This is a genomic window from Terrimonas pollutisoli, from assembly GCF_029360765.1.
Classification (GTDB): Bacteria; Bacteroidota; Bacteroidia; order Chitinophagales; family Chitinophagaceae; genus Terrimonas_B; species Terrimonas_B pollutisoli.
Window position 1 is genome coordinate 380,035 of record NZ_JARKNA010000005.1, and the last position, 21,471, is coordinate 401,505.

Here is a 21,471-nt window from a genome sequence, read left to right on the forward strand (position 1 = left end):
ATTTTACCACTTAAAGATACTCGCAATATTTGCTATTACGCAAACGGTTGTGAACATTCACCCGTCAAAAAAATCTTCGTTGATTGAATGTTTACGTGTAAATTGGCGCTTCATTATTTGACACAAATACCTTTTGCGATATGGGAGATTTCCAGGTTAAGAAGCAGGCAAAAAAATACGATGTAGTTATTGTTGGATCCGGTGCCGGTGGCGGTATGTCGGCCTATGTTTTAGCGAATGCAGGATTAAAAGTTTGTATAATCGAAGCTGGCCCTTTATATGACCCGCAAAAAGATATTACACAATTTAAAAATCCATGGGAATCGCCACGCCGGGGTGCTTCGAAGCTTAGGCCATTTGGCGATTTCGACGCCTGCTATGGTGGTTGGAATTTGGATGGTGAGCCGTATACAAAAGAAAAAGGAACCGAATTCGATTGGTTTCGTGCAAGAATGCTGGGTGGACGCACCAACCACTGGGGACGTATTTCGTTGCGATTTGGACCAAAAGATTTTAAGCGCAAAAGCATTGACGGCTTAGGCGATGACTGGCCCATCGGTTATGAAGACGTAAAGCCTTATTATGACCGCATCGATAAATTGATTGGCATATTCGGCACTAATGAAGGGTTGGATAATGATCCAGATGGTTTTTTTCTTCCACCGCCCAAACCGCGGCTGCATGAATTGTTTATAAAAAATGCGGCTACACAGGCGGGTGTTCGTGTCATCCCTTCAAGGCTTTCAATTCTTACGCAGCAATTGCCTGACAATAAAGACCGCGGCGCCTGTGGTTTCTGTGCCCAATGCGGCAGAAACTGTAGTTTTTTCAAAGCCGACTTTTCTTCGCCAAACGTATTGATTTACCCGGCAATGAAAACCGGCAATATAGACATTGTTCCCAATGCCATGGCCCGTGAAGTGCTGACCAATAAGGAAGGATTGGCAACCGGTGTTTCTTATGTCAGCAAAGACGACATGATGGAATACCAGGTGGAAGGTAAAGTAGTAATACTCGCAGCCAGTGCCTGCGAGTCGGCGAGGATATTGCTGAATTCAAAATCACAAAGGCATCCGAATGGCTTAGCCAATAGCAGCAATGTGGTAGGAAAATATTTGCATGATTCTACCGGTGCGCAACTGGGCGGTGTTCTTCCAAAATTATTTGACCGTAAACGCTATAACGAAGACGGTGTAGGCGGTCTGCATGTGTATTCACCCTGGTGGTTGGATAATAAGAAACTTGATTTTGCCAGGGGTTACCATATCGAGTATTGGGGTGGGTATGATCAACCTTCCTATGGTTTTGGTGCGGGTATTGAAAGCCTCAATGGAAAATTTGTAGTAAAAGGAAAACAAAAAGAAGCCGGTGGTTATGGTGCATCATTGAAAGAAGATTATCGTTTCTTCTACGGCGCCAGTGTGGGTATGGCTGGCCGTGGTGAAGCGATCCCGTTAGAATCCAATTATTGTGAAATAGATCCTACTACCGTTGATAAATATGGCATCCCTGTTTTGAAGTTTAATGTTAAGTGGAGTGAGCATGAAATAAACCAGGCAAAGCACATGAAGGAAACCTTCAAAGAGATCATGCACAACATGGGTGCGGTGATCACCTGGGGTGGCGATGATAATGAAAAAAATAACTGGGGCCTTTTAAAGCCCGGTGAGATCATTCACGAAGCAGGCACCGTAAGAATGGGTAATGATCCTAAACGTTCGGCTTTAAATAAATGGAGCCAGGCACATGATTGTAAAAATCTTTTCTGTGTAGACGGCGGCCAATTTGTAAGCCAGGCGGATAAAAATATTACGTGGACAATTTTAGCTCTATCGATGAGGGCAAGTGAGTATATTATTGATGAGTTGAAGAAACAAAACCTGTAACCCCCTAAAGGGGGCTTTGGAGCCTGACAGCAAAAGAAGGTTTTATTGATTCAGAAGGCGTATTAAAGAATCCTTGAAAAAAATACAATTAAATAAATTAATGTAAATAAACAACACGCTTCCCAACAACCGGAGTATAAAAGCCCATTTAGAGCCAACTATTTAAATCCCCTTATGGAGATTTAAGAAACTGCCAGGAAAATGAGTTTAAAGAACCCATATAAAAGCGGTGGAATGTTTGAAGGTGCTTCGCATATTATTTTTGCAAATGCAAAGCATCTGCGTAAAAACATGATTGAAGCTGAGAAAGTCTTATGGTTCTGTTTAAAACCGGGGATTGATAAATTAAAGTTTAGAAGACAACATCCTATTGGAATATATATTGCCGATTTCTTTTGCCACAAAGTAAAACTTATCATTGAAGTGGATGGGGCTATTCACAATGAAAAGGATATAAAAGCTGCTGATGAGACAAGGCAAAAGGAACTGGAAATATGGGGTTATACTATTATTCGATTTACAAATCAACAGGTATTGGAAGAAACGGAATATGTTTTAAAAAGCATCAAGGAAAAAATTTTGCAGTTAAACAATTTACATAAACAAAACACTCCTCAACAAACGGAGTCTAAAAGCCCCCTTTAGGGGGTTTGGGGGTTTCTTTTATGGACAGACGTAAATCATTAAAACTAATCGCTACCGGTGCTGTTGCAGTGCCGGCAGTTATTGCGGGTTGCAAACCCGATGACAAAAAAGTAGAAGAGGTAAAGCCTAAAGAGGCCGACTTCCCGATTCACCGCAGCGCTGAAGAAATGAAATATGAGAAGTCGGTCATTGCGCAGGGAAAATTTTTCTCGGATCATGAAATGGCAACCATTACTGTGCTGGGCGATATTATAATTCCAAAGGATGAAGTGAGTGGTAGCGCTTCCGATGCAAAGGTTCCCGAATTCATTGACTTCATTGTAAGGGACATGCCGGAACACCAGGTACCCATGCGGGGAGGCCTGCGCTGGTTGGATTTGCAGTGCCATAAACGTTATGAAAAGGCATTTAAAGATTGCAGCCCGCAGCAGCAGATCGAAATGGTTGACCAGATCGCTTACCCCAACAAGGCTAAGCCGGAAATGAAACAGGGTGTTGCCTTTTTCTCATTGATGCGCAATCTTACGGCTTCAGGTTTTTATACTTCTGAAATTGGTGTCAAGGACCTGGGTTATGCCGGCAATAAACCTAACCAATGGAATGGAGTGCCGGATGATGTATTGAAGCAATACAATTTGGCCTATACAGAGAAGGAGTTGAAAGAATGTGTAAGTTTTAAATAGCAGTTGGTAAAAATTATTTTGGGAAGCTGTTCATCATTTGAACAGCTTTTTTATTACAATGTTATTATACTGATATGCAGTTAAAAGATGCCATACAGTTACTTCAACCAGCACAACCACAATTAAAGAATAGAAACCGCTGGGCCGACCTGGGTTGTGGAAATGGTTTATTTACAAAAGCCCTGGCCCATCTTATTGACCCAGGTGGTATTATCTATTGTGTTGATACAAACCAATCTTCGTTCAATGAAATTCCGGACCAATACAATGAACAGGTAATAGAAAAAGTGCAGGCGGATTTTGTAAAGGATGATTTACCGGTTGAAAATTTGACCGGCATATTGATGGCTAATTCCCTGCATTATGTAAAAGATAAAGCAACCTTTTTTAAAAAGCTAAATAAGTACCTGCAAAAAGATCACTATTTTATTATTGTAGAATATGATACCAGCGTCGCTAATAGGTGGGTTCCTTATCCCCTGAATTTTCAATCATTGTTAAATCTTTTTATGGCGACGGATAAATACAGTGTCACCAAATTGAACGAACATCTTTCGATCTACAATAATGGGAAAATGTATGCTGCATTAATAGACTGTGTCACTAAGTAAGCGGCTAATTCTTATTTTGAGATTCTGTGTTAAATTTCCAATAGACTTAGTCAATATCAAAAACTTGTTTTCTTTGCGAATTTTTCCTGGCGCTCTCTGCGGCAAAAAAAGATCTAACCGCAAAGAGAATACAAAGCCTGCCCGTCGTCAGACAAGTTTTTCGCAAAGATCCGAAGGAGTTATAGACCGTTTACAACTCTTTTTAATTTTACCTGAAATACATCAATCTTTATTCTCTAAAATTTGAGTAAATTGAACAAACAAATTTTCTCTCTTATCAGTGAAAGAAATTAACGATATCATCCGCTCATTTGATGAGGCCCAATACAAAGGCCAGCAAACAGCCCTGGCAACCGTAGTACACGTTGATGGTTCGTCTTATCGTCGTCCCGGCGCCAGGATGTTGATCACAGAGGAGGGACAGTTAACAGGCGCTATCAGCGGCGGATGTTTGGAAGGTGATGCCTTGCGGAAAGCTTTGCTGGTAATGTCCCAAAAAAAGTCCATGTTGGTTACCTATGATACCATGGATGAGGACGATGCCAAATTGGGAATCGGGCTTGGTTGCAATGGCATTATCCAGGTTTTGATAGAACCGATCGATACCTCCGATGCAAACAGTCCCATCAATTTTTTAAAAGCGGTGGCTTCGGAGCGACAAAAAGCGGTACTAGTAACTTTATTCTCATTGGAGAATAAAAAAGACCCTCAGCCTGGCACCTGCCTGATGCTACGGGAAGATGAAGTAAGAGAAGGAAATGTTCCTGCACTGAAAGAGAAATTATTGGCTGATGGTAAACAGGTTTTAACCGGTAAGCAATCTTTATTCAGGAACTACATTTTTGAAAATAAAAGCCTTGTCGCTTTCATTGAATTAATAGAGCCGGCTGTGTCATTAATCGCTATTGGTGCAGGCAATGACGTGATACCATTAGTCGGCATGGCAGAGATACTGGGATGGGAAACCACTGTCATCGACGGTAGACCGGCTTACGCTAAACAAGAACGATTCGCTTCTTCCTGCCAGGTGTTGCTATCAAAGCCTGAAGATGTGATCGGCAAAATTGCCATCGATGCCAATACTGTTTTTGTGTTAATGACGCACAATTACAATTACGATATGGCCATGCTTATCCAATTGCTGCAGCGAAACGTGACATATGTTGGCATGTTGGGACCGAAGAAAAAACTGGAACGAATGCTGGGTGAAATTACCGAACAGGGAATTAATTTAACACAGCAGCAACTCAGTTCCATTCACAGCCCTGTTGGCCTCGATATCGGCGCAGAAACGTCAGAAGAAATTGCATTGTCCATTTTATCGGAAATAAAAGCTGTATTGAGTGGTAAACAAGGACTCTCACTTCATGCCAACTCCGGTGCTATTCATTCACGCAATGAACTGATAATTGAACAAATCCATTTGTTTGAAAAAAAATAAATAAGTTGATACCAGATGTTATCAAATATTTGAAGCCGGTAAAGAACCCAACCTTATTACCTTAGTAGTATATAATGATTAAAAAAATAAAACCTTATTACCTTATCCTAAAAGATGGCTGAAATAAGCTAATAAGGTTTGATCACATTTTTGCTACAGGCTACTAAGGTAATAAGGTCACCACTTCATTTGAAAAATTTAAAAAATTTCCTTTAGGTCGATCATGAATATAACCATAAACAACTGCGCTATCATCATTCTTGCAGCCGGGGCTTCTACACGATTGGGGCGACCCAAACAATTGCTGCCTTTTAACGGGAAAAGCTTACTGGAAAATGCAGTCGACACGGCCAATGAAGCAGAGGCAAACCCGGTAATTGTAGTGCTTGGCGCCAATGCTGCACTATCGGAAAAAGAAATTGATGAAAAAAAAGTGCATATTGTTGAAAACAAAGAATGGAAAGAGGGAATGGCCACGTCTATCCGTTGCGGCCTGGGGACGCTGCAGCATATAGCTCCTTCTGCAGATGGTGTGATATTAATGGTTTGTGATCAGCCGCATGTCTCTTCTGCCCTGCTAAACGAATTAATCACCCTACAAAAAAAGACCGCTAGCCCAATCGTTACGAGCCAATACAAGGATGTGGCTGGTCCGCCGGCCCTCTTTCACAAGTCTGTTTTCCCCGAACTACAGGCACTAAAGGGTGATGCAGGCGCAAGGAAAATAGTAGAGAAATACCAGGATAACCTAGCAACTGTTTCATTTGAAAAAGGGAATGTTGATATTGACACAGAAGATGATTACAAGGCATTAATCAATAACACGGAGCAACAATCATAGCCACTTACTCAACCGTTGCAGGCTTGCTACACTGTGAACAGGGGCAAACACATCAATAAAAGGCATAGCCGTTTGCATGCCTGTTGTCTCAGGCTTATAATTTGCAAATCCTGCCAGCGGGTTCAACCAAATAATTTTATTTGATTTAGCCTTGATGAACGCCATGCTCTGACGAAGAATATCCATATTGCCCTTATCCCAGCCATCGCTGACAATAATGACGATCGTTTTGGAGTCAAGCATTTTTTTTCCATAATTTTTTACGAATACCTGCAGGCACTCTCCTATCCTGGTTCCACCCATCCAGTCGTTTTCCTCTTCCAGCATATTCAATGCAGTATGAAATTTCTGTTCCCGCAAAAAAGGCGTTATTCGTTTTAACGAGGTTCCAAAAACAAATGTTTCCATCCGGCGGTACACCTGCTGAAATGCATACATGAATTGCAATAAAAAAACGGTGTACAATTCCATTGACTTGCTTGTGTCGCAAAGCAACAAAATCTTTGTGCGGGTTTGTTTAGGCTTACGGTAAGCCAGGTCAAGCAGCTCTCCTCCCCTTCTCAGGCTCCTGCGCAATGTTTGCCTCAGATCAGGTATATCGTTGTCGTGTGAAAATTTATAGCGCCTGCTTGTTTTGGCTGCCAGCCGCCTTGCCATTGCCCGGATAATTTGCATTAGCTCCTCAACTCCACTTTCCGGTACAGTAGAAAAATCTTTTTTGGATAAATTTTCATGCCCGCTATAAGTCGCTGTTTCTATCGTCTCATCATTGCGGTTGCCATGCAGCCATGTATTTAATGATTGCAGCGATAGCGGTTGGGACCTGGCTTGCTTCTTTGGTTCGTGTTTTATTTTTGAATTAACAGCTTTATCAATTTGTTTCCAGTATTCATTAAATAGCTCATCAAACTCTTCCAGCTGAGTTTTGTCTTTGCAAAGCGTGGTTTTCAAAGCGAGATGAAAAACGGAAGGGCTGGAATAATTGATAAACTGCAATCCCTGCAATACAGTTGCTTCTTCTTCCACCCCGGCAGCAAATCCTTTCTGCCGAAGAAACTGGCAGAACTGAACAATATTCCCGGTTAAAGATGTTTTGCGGCTTATCATACTTTGTCCAGCTTAGAAATGACGCCGGTGCGCATCATCAACTCCGCCAATGATAATTGCGCTTCCCTGGTATCCTTCCAATCTTTCAATATTACGCCCAGTGTCTGCTCAATGATCTTTTTATCAAGATGGTCAATATGAAGTGAGGCTAAGGCCGCGGCCCAGTCCAGTGTTTCGGCAAGACCGGGTGTTTTTTCCAGTTTCACCTGTCGTAACTCCTGCATGAAGCGGGTTATTTGCTCAGCCAGCTTTTTATCAATGCCAGGAACTTTTGATTGTACAATTGCCAGCTCCTTTTCGAATCCGGGATAATCGATATATAGATACAGACACCTTCTTCTTAACGCTTCGCTTAACTCCCTGGTTCGGTTACTGGTCAGTATCACCTGGGGAATATGTGTTGCCCTGATAGTTCCTGTTTCGGGAATGGTGATCTGCCAGTCACTTAATACTTCCAATAAAAAACTTTCAAACTCCTCATCCGACCGGTCGACCTCATCGATGAGCAAAACAGGTTTTTGGTGATGTGTGATGGCCTGCAGCAAGGGTCGCTTCATTAAAAAGCTATCGCTGAAGATCGTCTTCTCCTTCTCGTCTATTGTTTGCGAATTATGCTCGGTCATTTTGATATGCAACAGTTGCCGCTGGTAATTCCATTCGTACAGGGCATGCGTAGCATCCAGTCCTTCATAGCACTGCAGGCGAATAAGATCTGTTTGTAACGCATTGGCCATTACTTTAGCGATCTCTGTCTTGCCTACGCCTGCAGGTCCTTCCACCAATAAAGGCTTATTCAGTTGCAGGGAAAGAAATACAGACATAGCTATTGCATCATCTGAAATATAGCCTTGCGACAGAAGCATTTGTTTTATGTCGGATAGTTGAATCATCCTGGATCACTATTTGCAAGGAGAAGTTTCACCATTTCAATATTCTTTTAGATATCATTCCATAAAGTCGAAAAGATATTTTTCTTCATAAGGAATTTCAAACTTTTCAAGAAATTCAAGGTATTCCTTCCGGAATGTTTTCTTTTTGTGATGTGATTCCTGATTCAGAACATATTTTGCCACCCTGTCAATATGAGACTGGGAGTAAGAAAATACACCAAATCCTTCCTGCCAGTTAAATTTCCCCTTCATCCATTTGTTGTCATTGATAAATCCGTTGCTAGCTACTTTTATTTCCTTTACAAGATCCGAAATTTCCATTACCGGTTTAAACCCCAAAAAAATATGTGCATGATCAGGCATGCAATGCACTGCTATCATTTTTGATTTTCGTTTCTGAACTATTCCTGTAATATATTTATGCAACTCTTCTTTGTGCTCTTTTGGAATTAATGTCTGGCGGTGTTGCACGGCAAAAACAAACTGCAGATAGATTTGGGAATATGTGTTTGGCATAAAATGATTTTTTAAACTCATTCAGCAATTGCAATTATTCATACAACCACTGTTTTATTTCACAGGTGGCTCCTACGGAGCCGGGAAAACATCGTTGCCAATTTGTTATAAAACAGGCAGCTCCTCCGGAGCTTATCCCGCTTAGGCTATCAATCGCTTTTATTAGGCAAAACCCGTTTGCCCATCAGGCAATATCATTAAGTTAAGAAATTTCCGTTCAGGGTGTATCCGTTTATAGAAAAGAGATTTATCCTTTTCATACTAAAAGCTACAATGGAGCTTATCCTATTCACCCACGAGGTGTTCTGCTTATAGAAAAGAAGGTATCTGATTTTTCGGACTCCGTAAGAGTCGCCTGTATCTCTTTTTGAACAGGCGGCTCCTAGGGGCCTGAGAAACGTTTTTCAACTGCCATAAAACAGGAAGCTCCTACGGAGCTAAGAACTCTTCCCGTAATGATTTTTTTATAAACAAGCAGCTCCTCCGGAGCTTATTCCGCTTATGTTATTAAACGCTTTTATTAGTTTGCAAAATCCGTTTGCCCCATCGGGGCGCCCAGCTTATGGAAAACAATAATAAAATATTTGAGGACTCCGTAGGAGTCCCCTATTTCCATATAACGATCCGTTATAATCCAGGAAAGCAGGAAATCTATTTCACCGGTGCGGCGGGCATACTGGTATTCCAGATATCACGATATAATTTCCACCCCCCATTTACAGGTTTCCAAACCACAACATATTTTCCTTTATCCATTACTTTATTGTCAGCGCCAATCAATTCATAGTGGCCGGTCTCTGCTAACTGGTCCTGGTTTCCTGAAACATCATCCGTCATAAGTTTAAGATCAGAAAAACCCATCCTGGTGAATTCTCCCCAAAGCGAAACGATACCTGAGCCTTTTACCGGGTCGCTATTGGGAGGCAGCATCCATGCATCATCAGCATAATACGAAGCAATGGCGACGGAATCTTTTTTTCTAAAAGACTCACTGAACTTTGCATTCATTGATTCGATAGATGATTTGGCCGCAGCAAGATCAAATGAGGCTGTTTCTTTTGACTCTGCGGTTCCTGTTGTTTTGTCGGTGGATGCAGAATTGCAGGCAGCCAGGAAGATGATGGCGGCGACAACCAGGCAGTTGGATAATTTTTTCATTGCGATTTGTTTTAGATGGTTTGGTTAGGTAATAAAAATTTTGCAGATATTTTTTAATCCATAAAGTCGAAAAGATATTTTTCATCAGCGATTTCACAGCTTTTGAGAAATTCGGGATATTCAGTCCGAAAGGCTCTCTTTTATGATGGGTTTCCTGGTTTAGGGTATATTTGGCCACCTTGTCAATATGTGATTGTGAATAGGAAAATACACCATAACCCTCCTGCCAGTTAAATTTTCGGTTCACCCATTTGTTATCGTTGATAAATCCGGTGCTGGCCACTTTTATTTCTTTTACCAGATTTGAAATTTCAATGACCGGTTTAAAGCCTATAAAAATGTGACCTGGCATACAATGCACCGCAATCATTATTGATTTCCTGTTTTGAATGATACCATTATGTATTTGTGCAACTCTTCTTTATGTTCTTTCGGGATTAGGGCCTGACGGTGTTGGACGGCAAAAACAAATTGCAGGTAGATTTGGGAATATTTGTTTGGCATAAATAAAATTTTCGATTTAAACGGGACGCTCCTGCGGAGCCGGGATATACTTACGAATCATTTTTCAAAAAACGGGGAGCTTCTACGGAGCTTTAAAAGCATATTGCCTCATTGACATTCCGATCACCAGAGATCATTTTCATGCCCATCAGCCAGCCCGTTTTTAGAAACCCAATATCCCACATTTTCGAAGACTCCATAGGGTTCTCCCCGTTGCATTTTCAATTAAAACGAAACCCGGTTATTAATGCAATATTCACACTGTTACAGGCGGCTTCTACGGAGCTTTAAAAGCATATTGCCTCATTGACATTCCAAACACCAGAGATCATTTTCATGCCCATCGGCCAGCCTGTTTTTAGAAACCCAATATCCCACATTTTCGAAGACTCCATAGGGTTCTCCCCGTTGCATTTTCAATTAAAACGAAACCCGGTTATTAATGCAATATTCACACTGTTACAGGCGGCTTCTACGGAGCTTTAAAAGCATATTGCCTCATTGACATTCCAAACACCAGAGATCATTTTCATGCCCATCAGCCAGCCTGTTTTTAGAAACCCAATATCCCACATTTTCGAAGACTCCGTAGGGTTCTCCCCGTTGCATTTTCAATTAAAACGAAACCCGGTTATTAATGCAATATTCACACTGTTACAGGCGGCTTCTACGGGCTTTAAAAGCATATTGCCTCATTGACATTCCAATCACCAGAGATCATTTTCATGCCCCATCGGGGCAACCCGTTTTTAGAAGATTATGATACAGATTATACAGACTCCGTAGGAGTCTCCAGTTTCAAATCTGTGACAAGCACATTTTAAAAAAAGGCGGCATCCCTACCGCCCCAATGATGTTTTAAATCATGCTGTATCACATCACTGCCTGCAATGCTTTTTTCAAGTAAACCTTTGCCAGGTGCCTGCGATATTCTTCTGATGCATAGTGATCACTTAAAATACTTATGTCCCTGACAGCGGCATTGGTTGCCGCAGCAATTGTATCGTTATTTAGCGGCCTACCGGATACCTCAGCCTCGGCATTGGCATCACGAAACGCATGATCGGCGACACCCGTAAAAGCAATGTTTATTTTTCCGTCGGGAAGCCGCATCACGGCACAGCCAACAATGGCAAACCTCGAAGCTGGCTGCTCAAATTTTTGATAGCTTGTTTTTGTTCCTTCAGCCGGAGCAGGTATGCGTACAGCAGTAATGATCTCATCTGGCTGCAAAGCCGTACCAAATAACCCCTGGAAAAAATCAGTGGCTTTTATTCTTCGTTTACCATTGTTGCCCTGCACTTTAATGGCCGCATCGGCAGCCAATACCAATGCAGGCCAGTCTGCAGCAGGATCGGCATGAGCCAGGCTGCCGCCAATAGTGCCATGATTGCGGACCTGCAGATCGCCGATGCGGGAAGCAGCTTCGGCAAAAAAGGGAAGTTTGCTCCTGATAAGTTTATCATTGGCGATATCCGCATGAGTGGCAGCGGCGCCGATAACGATCTCGCCGTCTTCTGCGTTAATGCCTTTGAGGGCAAGCAGACCGGTTATATCAACCAGTTTGGAAGGGCGAATCATACGCAGCTTCATAGCCGGGATCAAGCTATGTCCGCCAGCTAATATTTTTTCGTCCCCGGCTGACAAAGCAGCAATCGCTTCATCTATTGTCTTTACTTTTTGATAATCGAATGGAGCAGGTATCATAAATACAAAATTTGAAAATTGATAAATATGCCAATGTGCTAATGTGCAAATTTGCAAATGGGTTAAAAGATGAACAGCGAACCGAACGTAGAAGAGTGCGACGCAACGAAGCTCAATCAGGGCTTTGCAGTCCGGCAAACAATAATTCATCTGATATGCAAAGAGCTTTTCATTGAAGATTGAGCATTGAACATTGAAAATTGAACATTTTCCTCCGATTAATTTTGCATTGCCTTCCATACTCTTTCTGACGTCAATGGCATACGTATGTCCCTTACTTTGTGTCCGCCGCTCCACAATGCATCGATCACAGCATTGACGACAGCTGGCGTTGAACCAATGGCACCGGCTTCTCCCGCACCCTTTACTCCCAGTGGATTGTGAGGACAGGGAGTAATTTGACTACCTGTTTCAATCATTGGCAGATCATCCGCTCTTGGCATGCAATAATCCATATATGATGCATTCGTCAGCTGCCCGTTTTCATCATACTCCGCACCTTCAAACAATGCCTGGCCAATACCTTGTACTACGCCGCCATGGATCTGTCCTTCGACGATCATTGGATTAACAACATTGCCTACATCGTCCACCGAAATAAAACGTTTCAGGTCTACTTTACCAGTTTCCTTGTCCACTTCCACGACTGCGATGTGGCAGCCGAAAGGATAGGTGAAATTGGTGGGATCATAAAAACTGCTGAAGTCGAGACCTGGCTCAAGATCTTTCGGATAGACATGCGGCACATAAGCCGTTAATGCTACATCGCCAAAGGCAACTGATTTGTCGGTGCCTTTCACGGTGAACTTACCTGATGAAAATTCTATATCATCTGCATTGGCTTCTAACCGGTGAGCGGCAATCTTTTTACCTTTCTCAATGATTTTTTCCAGGCTTTTGACGATAGCGGTGCCGCCGACTGCGAGGCTTCTTGAACCATAAGTACCCATGCCAAATGCCACGGTTTCGGTATCACCATGATGTATTTCTACATCCTCCATAGCAATGCCCAGCTTGTCTGCTACTATTTGCGCAAAAGTGGTCTCATGTCCCTGGCCATGGGAATGAGCCCCGGTATATACACTGACCTTGCCGGTTGGTTGTACTCTTACTTGTCCAACCTCAAACAAACCGGCCCTTGCACCTAGTGAACCAACTACTGCTGAAGGCGCAATACCACAGGCTTCTATGTAGGTAGAAAAACCAACACCAAGCAGTTTTCCGTTATTGGCCGATTCTTTTTGTGCCTTGCGAACATCGCTATAGCCAAGCATTTGCAAACCTTTTTCTAACACGCCTTTATAATTACCGCTATCATATTGCAATGCGACCTGTGTTTGATAACCGGGCTGATTGACGCCGTCAAATGGCGGAATAAAATTTTTGAAACGTAGCGCTGCGGGATCCATATTCATTTCCAATGCAGCGAGGTCAACCAATCTTTCCAATAAATAGGTGGCTTCCGGTCGTCCTGCACCGCGATAGGCATCAACAGGTGTAGTATGCGTAAAAACAGCGGTCACATCAACATTGATTTTTGGTGTGGTGTAAAGACCTTGTAATAATGTGCCGTGAAGATAAGTAGGTACACAACTGCCAAACGTAGAAAGATAAGCACCCAGGTTGGCAAAAGTCTTTACCCGCAGTGCAATAATTTTTCCCTCATTATCAAAACCCATTTCCGCCTTGGTAATATGATCTCTTCCATGTGCATCCAGTTGAAATGCCTCGCTTCTTGTAGCGGTCCACTTGACAGGTCTTTTTATTTGTTTAGTGCACCATGTCAACAGTGCTTCCTCTGTATAATGAAATATTTTGCTGCCAAAACCGCCGCCGACATCCGGCCCCACTACCCTTACCTTATGTTCCGGAATGCCCAATACAAAAGCACACATCAGTAAACGGATCACATGCGGATTTTGAGTGCTGGTGTACAATGTATATTTATCGCTGATGGAATCATACGAACTATTATAGCACCGCGGCTCTATTGCGTTCGGCACCAATCGTTGATTGATAAATTCAAGTGTTGTCACATGCGCAGCGGAAGAAATCGCTTCATTTACTTCTGCAAGAGGATTTCCCAATGCCCAGTCATAACAGATATTGTTCGGCACATCATCATGCACTAAAGGCGCACCAGCCTGCGCAGCTTTAGCAGCATCAATCACACAAGGCAATTCTTCATACTCCACATTCACCGCTTCTGCAGCATCCACAGCCAACTCCTGTGTTTCAGCAATGACGATGGCAACCGCATCGCCTACATGTCTTACTTTATCAGCCACAAGCAATGCATGCTTGGGCTCTTTCATCGTGTCGCCATTTTTAAAATTTACCTGCCAGCCGCATGGAACACCATTCACATTCGCTACATCTGCTCCCGTATAGATGGCAATAACGCCGGGCATTTCTTTGGCGGCAGCTATATCCACACTCAAAATTCTTGCATGCGCATAAGGGCTTCTCACAAACGAAGCATAGGTTTGATGCGGCAATACAATATCATCGGCATATTTTCCATTGCCGGTAATAAACCTTTTATCTTCAACCCGCTTAACGGATTTACCGATCAGGCCATTGGTTTTGGCCATACCATTTCCGGAACTCATATGGTTGCCTCCTTTTTAATTTTTTTTCTTGCAGTCATTTTTTCAGCAGCATACTGCACTGATTTTACAATATTTTGATAGCCGGTGCACCGGCAAAAGTTTCCTTCCAGCGCCACACGGACTTCTTCATCTGTCGGTTTTTTGTTGTGCTGTAAAAGATCAGCAGCCGTCATAATCATTCCCGGCGTGCAGAAGCCGCATTGCAAACCATGACACTGGTTAAAAGCATCCTGCAGCGGATGTAATTCTCCGTTTGTTGACAAACCTTCGATCGTAGTGATCTTGGTTTTATCTGCCTGCACGGCAAGCAGCGTACAGCTTTTAGTGGCTTTACCATTTACATGAATGGTACACGAGCCACAGCTACTCGTATCGCAACCGACATGAGTACCTGTAAGTCTCAACACATCACGCAGGTAATGAACCAGCAAAAGTCTTGGTTCTACCTTATCAGTATGTTTGACTCCGTTGACGGTGACGGTTATTTTGATGCTCATGGAATTTTTATTTTAAAATTTTAGTAAGATTTTTTGTTACCAGCGTTCAATTCATTGGGCATTGGAGCCTCCTTCCAACTTCCCCCGTTAGGGGAAGCCACCAACACACAGCCCTCACTATTCAAAGATTCTTTTAGCTATGATAGTTTCTCATCCACTTCTGTCACCTTTTTAAATCTGCTTAAAATTCACAAAGTATCTTCAACCTAAGTTCCCCCTTCGGGGGGACAGGGGGCTTTTAGAGTACAGGAGTTTTTAATTCTTTTTCCAGGTTTGAAAAAAATTGTTTGGATAACGTATTGGCTACGCCGCCAACCAGGCGCTGCCCCATAGACGCCAGCATGCCGGATAATTTTACATCACCATCGAATGTCACTTCTGTTTGATTGTCATTGACAGGTTGTAAGGCGATAATGATAGCCGCATTTGCATTGCCGATCTTGCTTTTCTGCTGAACTTTTAACGTGAAGTCTTTTCCTTCGTTGATATTTTCCATTTGCAGGTCGCCGGTAAATGAACTATTGACCGGGCCCAGTTTTACTTCGAGTATAGATTTAAATTGATTGTCGCCTGTTTTTTCTAACCTGGAAATACCAGGCACTATCCTGGCAAGCGTCTCGGTGTCCATCAACAACTTCCAGATCCGGGATGGACCGGCGTTGATCACATGTTTGCCTGTGAGTTGCATATGACAAGAAATTGGACAGTAATAAACCCGGAGGTTCGTATCATATCCTTTGCCAACAATTCCTCTATTAAGTTATGAAAATCTTCTGTCCCAATTTTATTTATTTTATATTGAACTTTCGCTAAATATGTCTTCTGCATACATCCGCTTATTATTGTAATTTCGTAAGATGATCGTTGATCGCTACCATCGTGTGCATAACTATCTCCGTATTTCTCTCACGGACAATTGTAACCTGCGCTGTTTTTACTGCATGCCGGAAGAAGATTATGAATTCACCCCGGCTTCGCGGCTGATGCAGTTGCCTGAAATTGAATCCCTGGCTAAAACATTTGTCGATCTGGGCGTGAATAAGATCAGGCTTACGGGCGGAGAACCGCTGGTGAGAAAGGATGCCAAAGAAATTATCCTCGCTTTATCAAAATTGCCGGTGAAACTGACACTGACTACGAACGCCACGAGACTTCATGATTTTGTAGATACGTTAGAACAAGCTGGTGTAAAATCATTGAACATAAGCCTCGATACGCTTCAACCCGAAAAGTTTCAGCTCATCACCCGCCGGGACCAGTTTAAGCTGGTATATGACAATATTCACTTGTTGATGCAAAAAGAATTTCATGTAAAAGTGAACATGGTGGTGATGAAAGGTTTGAATGAAAACGAATTGCTGGACTTTGTAGAATGGACAAAACAGGAACCGGTGCATGTACGTTTTATTGAATTCATGCCTTTTACCGGTAACCGGTGGACCAGCAATAAAGTTTTTTCTTATCATGAAATGCTGGAGCTAATCACTACAAAATATGAGATCATCCGGCTACAGGAAGATATTCATGATACCGCCAAGGCTTACCAGGTGCCCGGACACAAAGGAACATTTGCAGTGATCAGTACGATGAGTGAACCTTTCTGCAGTGGCTGTAACCGCATGAGGCTTACTGCTGATGGCAAACTAAAGAATTGCTTATTTTCAAAAGGTGAAACCGACCTGCTTACTGCGCTTCGAAAAGGTGAAGACGTCGTCCCCCTGATCCATCAAAGTATTCAGGCCAAAGCCAAAGAATTGGGTGGCCAGTTTAACACTGATTTTGAACACCTGCATGCAGAAGATATCAATAACAGGAGCATGATCACCATTGGGGGGTAAACGGCCCCCTCCAAACCTCCCCCTTTAGGGGAGGCTTGCAACTCACAACCCTCGCTTTTCGAAGACTCTGCAAAATAATCGGAGATTTATGCCCGGACTAAGTTCTTAACTAAAATATACAATGGATTTGGAGAATCAACTATTGTCAACATTAGAAGGGGCTATAAAATTCCTTATGAATTATCGCAATGATAGTTTATTATTAAAAAACAATTGACCAGCACAAACATGATAAGTGTAACAGATGCAAAAAAATTAATACTGGACGCTACCAGTGCCTCAACGCCAACATTGTTGCCGTTGCAAAAGGCAGCAGGTTTAGTAATAGCCGAAGATATATTCTCCCCCATTGATATTCCATCATTCGATCAATCATCCATGGATGGCTATGCATTTTCATTTGCCGGCTGGAAAGCAAAAAAGATGCTGCCTGTTAGAGGTGAAATGGCGGCCGGCAGTGACAAGGAGTTTGAACTATTACCTGGTAGCGCCGTTCGAATATTTACCGGCGCTGCTGTTCCAAAAGGAGCCGACACGGTGGTGATGCAGGAAAAGACAAAAGTGGAGAACGATCACCTGTTGATTGAAGATGAAAATATCACACAGGGACTGAATGTGCGGCTCAAAGGTTCGGAAATAAAAAAAGCTGAACTGGCAATTCCTAAGGACACGGTTCTCTTACCTGCCGCTGTCGGTTTTCTTGCGGGTCTCGGTATTAAGGAAGTAAAGGTTTATGCCTCGCCTGCAGTTGGCATTATCGTAACCGGGAATGAATTGCAAAGACCGGGTCAACCATTACAGGCAGGCCAGATTTATGAATCCAATTCTTACACACTACAGGCAGCGTTAAAACAAATGCATATTGACGCGGTAGCGGTTTATACAGTAGAAGATAGCCTGCAAAAAGTAAAGCAAGTATTAGGAGAGGCTTTGCAGAAGAATGACATTGTTTTTTTGACCGGTGGTGTGAGTGTTGGCGACTATGACTTTGTAGTAAAAGCAGCCGAAGAAAATGGTGTTGAAAAAATATTTCATAAAATAAAACAGAAACCGGGCAAGCCTTTATTCTTTGGCAAAAAGGAACATAAACTGGTTTTTGGATTACCGGGCAATCCCGCTTCCGTGCTTACTTGCTTCTATGAATATGCAGAGCCTGCTTTAAGAAAAATGCGGCAACAAAAAACCAGTGTGCGGGTTTTGCAGGCATCGCTGGCAACCGAGTTTAAGAAAGCGGCGGGGCTTACTCATTTTTTAAAAGGTTTTTATGATGGTGAAAAAGTGACACCATTAACTGCACAGGAGTCCTATCGCTTAAGTTCGTTTGCAAAAGCCAACTGCCTTATTAAAATTGAGGAAGAGGTGACTAGTTGCCAGAAGGATGACTTAGTTGAGATACATCTGTTACCCGAATAAAAAATATATGGATAGTAGCATCTTGTTTTATGTTCTTTTATTTTTTGTTGCTTTTTTGTATGCTTCTGTCGGTCATGGAGGTGCCAGCGGCTACCTGGCATTGATGGCAATATTTGGTATAGCTCCCGACGTAATGAAGCCCACTGCTCTCCTGCTCAACCTGTTTGTATCGCTTACTTCATTCATCCAATTTTATCGTGGTCAGCATTTCAAATGGAAACTATTTTTGCCCTTTGCTATCGCTTCCATACCCATGGCCTATGTCGGCGGACTGGTGACGGTCGATGCAGTAATTTATAAGAAAATCCTGGGACTGCTGCTGATCATACCCATCATTCGTTTTTTATTTTTCAGGAATATCACGATCGATGAATTAAAAAAACCGAACATCTTTTTGTCACTGTTAATCGGTGCAGCCATTGGGTTGCTGTCCGGTTTGATCGGGATCGGCGGGGGAATCATTTTATCGCCGATTTTACTGCTGTTGAAATGGAGCGACATGAAACAAACGGCTGCGATCAGCGCCTTGTTCATTTTTGTGAATTCTATAGCCGGGCTGGCGGGTCAACTAACTAAGGGCATTCAATTTAGCAATGACATGTATTGGTACGTCATCATCGCATTCGTCGGCGGTATATGTGGCGCCTATTTTGGCTCACTCAGGTTCAGGCAGGATATTTTAAAGTATATGCTTGCCGTTGTATTAATGGTGGCTGCCTATAAATTATTATTTACTACTGCTTAATAATGCAATTTTTGACATTTGTAAAAGCAAAAAAATCGAAGCTACTGGGGTATTTGAAACGGCCTCAGAAAAATGGCGTTAAGAAATTTGTGAGTAATGCGTTAAGCGGCGAAAATGATGATAAGCGTTACAATTGTCGATACACACAAATGCCGAACAGCGATATGCAGACGATAGTAAGCTTTTTCGCCGTAGCATAACGAAACAAATTTTAGCCATTTTTCTGAAGCCTTGACTTTTTTTGTTACTTTTTGCGTCAAGGCAAAAAAGTAAATAGAGTGTTTGATTAGTAAGAAAACTTCCGATTAAAAAGTAACTACTAATAGATATCTAATCGGCCTCTAAAAAAGTTTGAGAGCATCCTTGCTATTTATTCATCAAAGCTGTCGGCAATCCATCCAGGCTAACCAGGTTTTTCTCCTGCTTATAAGCTTCCAGTCCCTCAGCGCCTTTCTTCTCGGCCCATTTATGTGAATGATCTCTTTCGCCGGCGTACTCATAATAGGGCACACCAAAACCGCAGGAAGTATGCACTTTGAAAATGTCTGCCACGATGATTTGGCGGGTCGAGGGTAGTAACACAAAATGAGATGACAACTCTTCCCACTCTTTATCGGTAGGCAAAACTGTATAGCCCTTTCCATATAAACGTAAAATATTTGGCGGCCCATCAAATGCACAAAACATAAATGTGATGCGACCATTTTCAAGAATATGGGCAGAGGTTTCATTACCACTTCCGACAATATCCATATACGCTACTTTCGAAGGAGTTAGTACCCGGAAACTATCCAGGCCCTTTGGTGAAAGATTAATATGCCCGCCACCATCTAATGGCGCGGTACTGACAAAAAATAAATGTTGTGCTTCTATAAATTCACGATGATGATCGTTAATGGCTTCAAAAAATTTACCCATAAAAAAAATATTGGTGGCAAAGATAATTTTAAAATTTATCGGAGTGACAATCCCCCATCAAAACGAGCTGTTGAAAAAGCTGTATAACGTGGCAATTTGTATTGGCGCTATAAACAACGTGCCTACCGACAAGCAGGTGTAAAATGTATAATGCTATTTTGCTGGATACTAATATTTTGTATTTTTAGCGGTACAGCGTATAAATTATCAAGGCATGTTTGGGCTGCAATAAACTAACACAATTTCATCACTATGATAAAAAAATTAAAAGTTTCAGGATTAAATGGACGAATTGATATGGAAGAGTCCTTTAATGCTGATATTAATTTGTTAACTGGCAAAAATGGCGCTGGCAAAACGACCATACTTAAGCTTATCTGGTACCTAAATGGTGCTTACATTTATAACCTTATTACTGAGATCAATTTTAATGAAATTGAATTGGAAACATCAAACTCAGTGATAAACGTAAAAAAGGTCGAACAAAAAAAAGAAAGAGGTTATAATTATGAATTCCGAGTCGATCCTGGTGGGAGAACATTTAACATAAGCGAAAGAAATATTCGAGAGTTAGAAATGAGGCACCCCTCTTTATTTGGGCACTCGAATAATCTAAGAGAGATTTCATTGCCAACTATTTTTTTCCCAACTTTTAGGAGAATTGAAGGTGGCTTTAGTATGGATGGAAGAAGAAATACATATGCTGAAAGAATTACAATTAAAGATGCTTTGAATGAATTATCACAAAGACTTTCTTATCATAATCAAAGATTTATTTCTTCCATTTCAACTGACGATTTGGTTTCACTAGTAACATCAGAGTTTGCTAGAATAACAGAGACATTTAATGCCTTGCAAAAGGAGCAGTCTGAAAAAATCATAAACCAAATTCGCTATCGAAACAATCAAAATGATTCTGAATTACTTACTTCCATTCAAGCTGAAATAATTAGTCTAGAAGATACTAGGAAACAGTATTTTCAGCCCTTTACTATTCTAGGTGATTTGATTGTTTCGATTTTTACACATAAAGGAATAAGACTAAGCAATTTGACAATTGGAGATATAGGAAATGCGATTTCTTCTGACAAGCTTTCTGCGGGTGAAAAACAGATGTTGAGTTTTATTTGTTATAATACGTTTACAAAAAATCATGTAATCTTTATCGACGAACCAGAACTTAGTTTGCATCCTGACTGGCAACGTATTTTATTGCCAACACTTTTAAAATTGAATAACGGAAATCAATTCTTTATGGCAACTCATAGCCCTTTTATATATTCGAAATACTCGGACAAAGAAATAATTATTGAACAAGACAAAGGTGATAATTAGGGTCTGCTGATTAAGTCGCCATCAAACACTCAATTTTTTTGGAGGCGGGATATAAATTTCATGTAATACTGCCAGCCATTTAATAAACTCAACATTTTTTTGTTTAAGCCAAACAACGAGGCAA

21 protein-coding genes are annotated in these 21,471 nt (G+C 41.7%); 11 read left to right on the top strand and 10 right to left on the bottom strand.

All coding sequences use genetic code 11. The annotated features are described in order from the left end of the window. Positions 1-140: 140 nt before the first annotated feature. The 6 genes from P2W73_RS12270 (at position 141) to P2W73_RS12295 (ending at position 6,107) form a co-directional block, all read left to right on the top strand. The gene (locus P2W73_RS12270) at positions 141-1,886 is read left to right on the top strand and encodes a GMC oxidoreductase (protein WP_276502339.1); all 1,746 of its coding nucleotides are present in this window, start codon (positions 141-143) and stop codon (positions 1,884-1,886) included. Positions 1,887-2,120: 234 nt separating this feature from the next. Beyond that, positions 2,121-2,531: an endonuclease domain-containing protein gene (locus P2W73_RS12275; protein ID WP_276502340.1), complete on the top strand. Its 411-nt coding sequence runs from the start codon at positions 2,121-2,123 to the stop codon at positions 2,529-2,531. 20 nt (positions 2,532-2,551) lie between these two features. Next, positions 2,552-3,214 carry a gluconate 2-dehydrogenase subunit 3 family protein gene (locus tag P2W73_RS12280; protein WP_276502341.1) on the top strand — a complete coding sequence of 221 codons (663 nt, stop codon included), beginning with the start codon at positions 2,552-2,554 and terminating at the stop codon, positions 3,212-3,214. Positions 3,215-3,288: 74 nt separating this feature from the next. Further along, positions 3,289-3,825 carry a methyltransferase domain-containing protein gene (locus tag P2W73_RS12285; protein WP_276502342.1) on the top strand — a complete coding sequence of 179 codons (537 nt, stop codon included), beginning with the start codon at positions 3,289-3,291 and terminating at the stop codon, positions 3,823-3,825. Between the two features lie 280 nt (positions 3,826-4,105). Continuing rightward, complete coding sequence (locus tag P2W73_RS12290) at positions 4,106-5,266, top strand: XdhC family protein (RefSeq protein WP_276502343.1); 1,161 nt, start codon at positions 4,106-4,108, stop codon at positions 5,264-5,266. 223 nt (positions 5,267-5,489) lie between these two features. After that, complete coding sequence (locus tag P2W73_RS12295; RefSeq protein WP_276502344.1) at positions 5,490-6,107, top strand: nucleotidyltransferase family protein; 618 nt, start codon at positions 5,490-5,492, stop codon at positions 6,105-6,107. Here the strand turns inward: P2W73_RS12295 and P2W73_RS12300 are convergent. The 9 genes from P2W73_RS12300 to P2W73_RS12335 all read right to left on the bottom strand — a co-directional run bounded on the left by P2W73_RS12300 (position 6,102) and on the right by P2W73_RS12335 (position 15,786). Beyond that, positions 6,102-7,214, bottom strand: coding sequence for a vWA domain-containing protein (locus P2W73_RS12300; protein WP_276502345.1), 1,113 nt, complete (start codon positions 7,212-7,214; stop codon positions 6,102-6,104). The two genes, P2W73_RS12295 and P2W73_RS12300, sit on opposite strands and share 6 nt — an antisense overlap. After that, positions 7,211-8,104: an AAA family ATPase gene (locus P2W73_RS12305; protein WP_276502346.1), complete on the bottom strand. Its 894-nt coding sequence runs from the start codon at positions 8,102-8,104 to the stop codon at positions 7,211-7,213. Before P2W73_RS12305 ends, P2W73_RS12300 begins: the two co-directional genes overlap by 4 nt. A gap of 54 nt (positions 8,105-8,158) precedes the next feature. Beyond that, complete coding sequence (gene tnpA / locus P2W73_RS12310) at positions 8,159-8,620, bottom strand: IS200/IS605 family transposase (protein WP_276502347.1); 462 nt, start codon at positions 8,618-8,620, stop codon at positions 8,159-8,161. Between the two features lie 651 nt (positions 8,621-9,271). Next, positions 9,272-9,778 carry a YybH family protein gene (locus tag P2W73_RS12315; RefSeq protein WP_276502348.1) on the bottom strand — a complete coding sequence of 169 codons (507 nt, stop codon included), beginning with the start codon at positions 9,776-9,778 and terminating at the stop codon, positions 9,272-9,274. Continuing rightward, positions 9,660-10,184, bottom strand: coding sequence for a transposase (locus P2W73_RS26505; RefSeq protein WP_369127523.1), 525 nt, complete (start codon positions 10,182-10,184; stop codon positions 9,660-9,662). Before P2W73_RS26505 ends, P2W73_RS12315 begins: the two co-directional genes overlap by 119 nt. A gap of 971 nt (positions 10,185-11,155) precedes the next feature. Continuing rightward, positions 11,156-11,989 (bottom strand): FAD binding domain-containing protein, encoded by an 834-nt coding sequence (locus P2W73_RS12320; RefSeq protein ID WP_276502349.1) that lies wholly within the window; start codon positions 11,987-11,989, stop codon positions 11,156-11,158. Positions 11,990-12,207: 218 nt separating this feature from the next. Next, positions 12,208-14,601, bottom strand: a complete 2,394-nt coding sequence (locus tag P2W73_RS12325) for a xanthine dehydrogenase family protein molybdopterin-binding subunit (protein ID WP_276502350.1) — start codon at positions 14,599-14,601, stop codon at positions 12,208-12,210. Beyond that, positions 14,598-15,098 carry a (2Fe-2S)-binding protein gene (locus P2W73_RS12330; RefSeq protein ID WP_276502351.1) on the bottom strand — a complete coding sequence of 167 codons (501 nt, stop codon included), beginning with the start codon at positions 15,096-15,098 and terminating at the stop codon, positions 14,598-14,600. The genes P2W73_RS12325 and P2W73_RS12330 overlap by 4 nt, the downstream gene beginning before the upstream one ends. 238 nt (positions 15,099-15,336) lie before the next feature. After that, positions 15,337-15,786, bottom strand: a complete 450-nt coding sequence (locus P2W73_RS12335; RefSeq protein WP_276502352.1) for an SRPBCC family protein — start codon at positions 15,784-15,786, stop codon at positions 15,337-15,339. A 169-nt stretch (positions 15,787-15,955) separates the two neighbouring features. Between P2W73_RS12335 and moaA the strand changes: the two genes are divergently transcribed. The 4 genes from moaA to P2W73_RS12355 all read left to right on the top strand — a co-directional run bounded on the left by moaA (position 15,956) and on the right by P2W73_RS12355 (position 19,294). Next, a complete protein-coding gene (gene moaA, locus P2W73_RS12340) occupies positions 15,956-16,936 on the top strand; it encodes a GTP 3',8-cyclase MoaA (RefSeq protein WP_276502353.1) in 981 nt (326 codons plus the stop codon). A gap of 228 nt (positions 16,937-17,164) precedes the next feature. Continuing rightward, positions 17,165-18,349, top strand: a complete 1,185-nt coding sequence (locus tag P2W73_RS12345; RefSeq protein ID WP_276502354.1) for a molybdopterin molybdotransferase MoeA — start codon at positions 17,165-17,167, stop codon at positions 18,347-18,349. Between the two features lie 7 nt (positions 18,350-18,356). Beyond that, positions 18,357-19,094, top strand: a complete 738-nt coding sequence (locus P2W73_RS12350; protein WP_276502355.1) for a sulfite exporter TauE/SafE family protein — start codon at positions 18,357-18,359, stop codon at positions 19,092-19,094. Between the two features lie 2 nt (positions 19,095-19,096). Beyond that, the gene (locus P2W73_RS12355; protein ID WP_276502356.1) at positions 19,097-19,294 is read left to right on the top strand and encodes a hypothetical protein; all 198 of its coding nucleotides are present in this window, start codon (positions 19,097-19,099) and stop codon (positions 19,292-19,294) included. Between the two features lie 166 nt (positions 19,295-19,460). Here P2W73_RS12355 and P2W73_RS12360 read toward each other — a convergent pair whose 3' ends face one another. Beyond that, entirely contained in the window at positions 19,461-20,012 is a 552-nt protein-coding gene (locus tag P2W73_RS12360; RefSeq protein WP_276502357.1) for a pyridoxamine 5'-phosphate oxidase family protein, read from the bottom strand. A 252-nt stretch (positions 20,013-20,264) separates the two neighbouring features. Here P2W73_RS12360 and P2W73_RS12365 point away from each other — a divergent pair, with 252 nt between their 5' ends. Further along, entirely contained in the window at positions 20,265-21,347 is a 1,083-nt protein-coding gene (locus P2W73_RS12365) for an AAA family ATPase (protein WP_276502358.1), read from the top strand. Positions 21,348-21,471: the final 124 nt, after the last annotated feature.